General features: G+C 65.6%; 4 protein-coding genes. 3 read left to right on the plus strand and 1 reads right to left on the minus strand.

Going from position 1 to position 2,884, the window contains the following annotated elements; translation table 11 throughout:
* Positions 1-26: 26 nt before the first annotated feature.
* A complete protein-coding gene (locus ACFWPJ_RS29485; RefSeq protein ID WP_378856278.1) occupies positions 27-239 on the plus strand; it encodes a hypothetical protein in 213 nt (70 codons plus the stop codon).
* Between the two features lie 40 nt (positions 240-279).
* Here ACFWPJ_RS29485 and ACFWPJ_RS29490 read toward each other — a convergent pair whose 3' ends face one another.
* Entirely contained in the window at positions 280-831 is a 552-nt protein-coding gene (locus ACFWPJ_RS29490) for a hypothetical protein (RefSeq protein WP_378856280.1), read from the minus strand.
* 237 nt (positions 832-1,068) lie between these two features.
* On the opposite strand from ACFWPJ_RS29490, the gene ACFWPJ_RS29495 reads away from it, so the two are divergent.
* On the plus strand, positions 1,069-2,214 hold the full coding sequence (locus ACFWPJ_RS29495) for a DUF4185 domain-containing protein (RefSeq protein ID WP_378856282.1): 1,146 nt from the start codon (positions 1,069-1,071) through the stop codon (positions 2,212-2,214).
* 43 nt (positions 2,215-2,257) lie between these two features.
* On the plus strand, positions 2,258-2,884 hold a 627-nt coding region (locus ACFWPJ_RS29500; RefSeq protein ID WP_378856284.1), incomplete at its 3' end, for a DUF2252 family protein.

Below are 2,884 nucleotides of genomic sequence, written 5' to 3' on the forward strand. Positions count from 1 at the left end.
AGATCGTTCCCTGACAGAGTCTCCCGGTGGCGACCACCGGTTACCACATCGCCCTCAAACTTCTTTCGCGTGATGACGACACGCGTCCTCAGGATCTGGCAGATCTGCACGAGCTGCTCGCGGCGGCGACAGAGCGCGACCTCCAAGTGGCGCGCAGTGCAGTGCGCCTCATCACCGATCGTGGTTTTCATCGTGGACGTGACCTGGAAAAGAGCCTCGATACGCTTGTCTCGCGCTGATCGGCAGCGGGAATTCGGCGATGCTCAGAGGCGGCCCACTTCAGCCGGCCGATGGGCACCCGCTGAGCCACCACCATCCGCCTGCCAGCTCCATCGTCGGGCAGATCGCATCGCCGAAACCGTCGTATGGTCCTGGGTCGGGTCGGCCGATGAAATGGCCGTATCCCGTTGCGCCGTCAGGAATTCCGGCATAGTCGGGAACGAATCGCACCGGGTGTCCACCGCTGATGCCGATGGTCGTCACCTTGCAGTTCACCGAGACGACGCAGAGGTGGTCCGGTAGCTGAGTGCCGTAGTAGGTATCACGGTCCGGCAGGTCCATCGCTGCTACTGCGGCGAAAGTTGGGCGCTCGATCCAGAATCGGGTCCAGGCTCCGGCCTCCCGATAAGAGATGAAGAGCATCCCGACCACTGCCATCGCCGCGGTGACCACTACCGGCCACCCCGGCGCGTACCGCGCGGCTCGCCACAAGGCGAGCGCGAAGACGGCGATCACCATCAACCACGCCAGCGCGAGCACCGGCAGCGCCAGCAGCCACAGATGTGTCAGTATCCGGCCATGATGCAGACCGACCGCAATCGCTGTCAGCATCGCGAAAGCCGCTAACAGCGGCGGCAGTACGAGTCGACGATTCTCCGTGAACACACATCGCAACCTACCTGGCAGATGTGCGGAGGTACGCGGCGAATGTGGAGAAATGGCGACACCGTGCCCCGACGGCCCACCCACGCGAGCGGGCGTGTTGCCGTTCTCCGGGTAGCCTGAAAGCGGTGACGGAAGCGGCACCAGCCCAACGATTTTGGCTTTAGTCGATGAGGGGAGTGCTCGATGCGCGTCACCGATCTGAACCCGGTCCCCTCCGCCGACCTCGGCGGCGGCGATCTCGCTATTCCGTTCGAGTTGCCCAACGGCGATGTCGGCTTCATCTGGGGTGACTCGTTCTCCGGGGACGGTCCGTACGGCCCACCGATGGGCGGCATCGGGAACTGGCGTTCGCCCATCATCACCCGCACGTCCCAGCGCGACCCCGCCGAGCCGATCGTCATGGCCACCTCGCCGAGTACCGACGGCCGCCAGTTGTGGGACTACCAGCACGACAACGCCGAATACTCCACCGTCCTCCCGTGTGACGCGATGACCATCGGCGGCCGGATCTACCTGTGGGTCATGTACACCCAGGGTCTGGGCAACGAGAAGTGGTGCGAGGTCTGGACATCCGACGACAGCGGCATCACCTGGGCGCGCAGCGGTTCGAAGTTCTGGTGCGGCGCCTTCGCCGGTAAGCGGGTCATGATCTCCTGGGCCAAGGACCCGCACAGCGACTGGGTCCACATCATCTCCACCGGCGGCCTGGCCCGGAACAAGGACATGCTGCTGTGGCGCGCGACGGTCGACGGGCTGTCCGATCCGCACGCCTGGCAGGGCTGGGGCTGGAACGGCGACAACTGGGGCTGGAACCGCGAGCCGACGCCGATCCTGCCCGGCTGGCGATTCGGTGAGATCTGCCTGCGCTATGTCGAGAACAGGGCCGTCATCTCCGGATTCGACGCGGGGGACTACTCGATCTTCGTCAAGGTCGGCGACCGCATCGACAACACCAACTGGATAACGGCACACACTCATCGGCCGGTGACCGGGATGCCGCGCGGTGTCGATACAGTGCCGCGCCTCTACGGTGGCTACATCCATCCCTACAGCAGGCTCGAGGACGGCAAGTTCACCCTCATCGTCTCCGAGTGGGCCGAGAACGGAAACCCTTACCGAGCAACCCAATTCACCTGCGTCGGGATTCGCCGCAAGGTGCTGGTGCCTGGCCCGGATCCCGAGCCGACTCCCGAGCCCGAGCCGACCCCCGCGCCCGAGCCGACCCCCGCGCCCGAGCCGACGCCGACTCCGCCGCGGAACCCGCTGTGGGCCTGGTGGCAGGAACTTGTCCGCCGAGTCGACGAGTGGCGAAGGCAGCGACGCCTGTAGCGAAGACCTTGCTGTCGCGGGGTGGTAGCGGGAGACTTGCTCGATGACGAATGAGACGGTGGAGGACTTCGCTGGCGAAGCGGTCGAGCAGGGCAAGGCAGCGCGGAAACAGATCTCGCGATCGGAGCTGGGGGAGTGGGGAGCTGGTCCGGGGCGGGAGGATCCGGTCGCGATTCTGGAGCGTCAGGCCGAGACCCGGATGCCGGAGTTGGTGCCGATCCGATACGCCAGGATGAGCCAGTCGCCCTTCGCTTTCCTGCGTGGTGCGTCCGCGATCATGGCCGCCGATCTGGCCCAGAGCGAGAACACCGGCTTGATCGTGCAGCTCTGCGGTGATGCCCACCTGTCGAACTTCGGTCTCTACGCCTCGCCGGAACGCAATCTCGTCTTCGACGTCAACGACTTCGACGAGACCCTGCCCGGTCCGTTCGAATGGGACGTCAAACGGCTCGCCGCCAGTGTCGCCGTCGCCGCCCGCGACAACGGCTGCGACGACGAGCGCGCCGCCACCGCCGTCGAAGCCGCCGCCCGCGGCTATCGCGAGACGATGCGCATGCTCGCCGAGGCCGACAGCATGACGGTCTGGTACGAGCGCGTCGACGCCGATCAGGTCCTCGACCTGGTCGAGAAACCCAAGCAGCGCAAGAAGGTCGACAAGGCCATCAACAGC

The sequence above is a fragment of the Nocardia sp. NPDC058497 genome (genome assembly GCF_042720195.1).
Taxonomy (GTDB): domain Bacteria; phylum Actinomycetota; class Actinomycetes; order Mycobacteriales; family Mycobacteriaceae; genus Nocardia.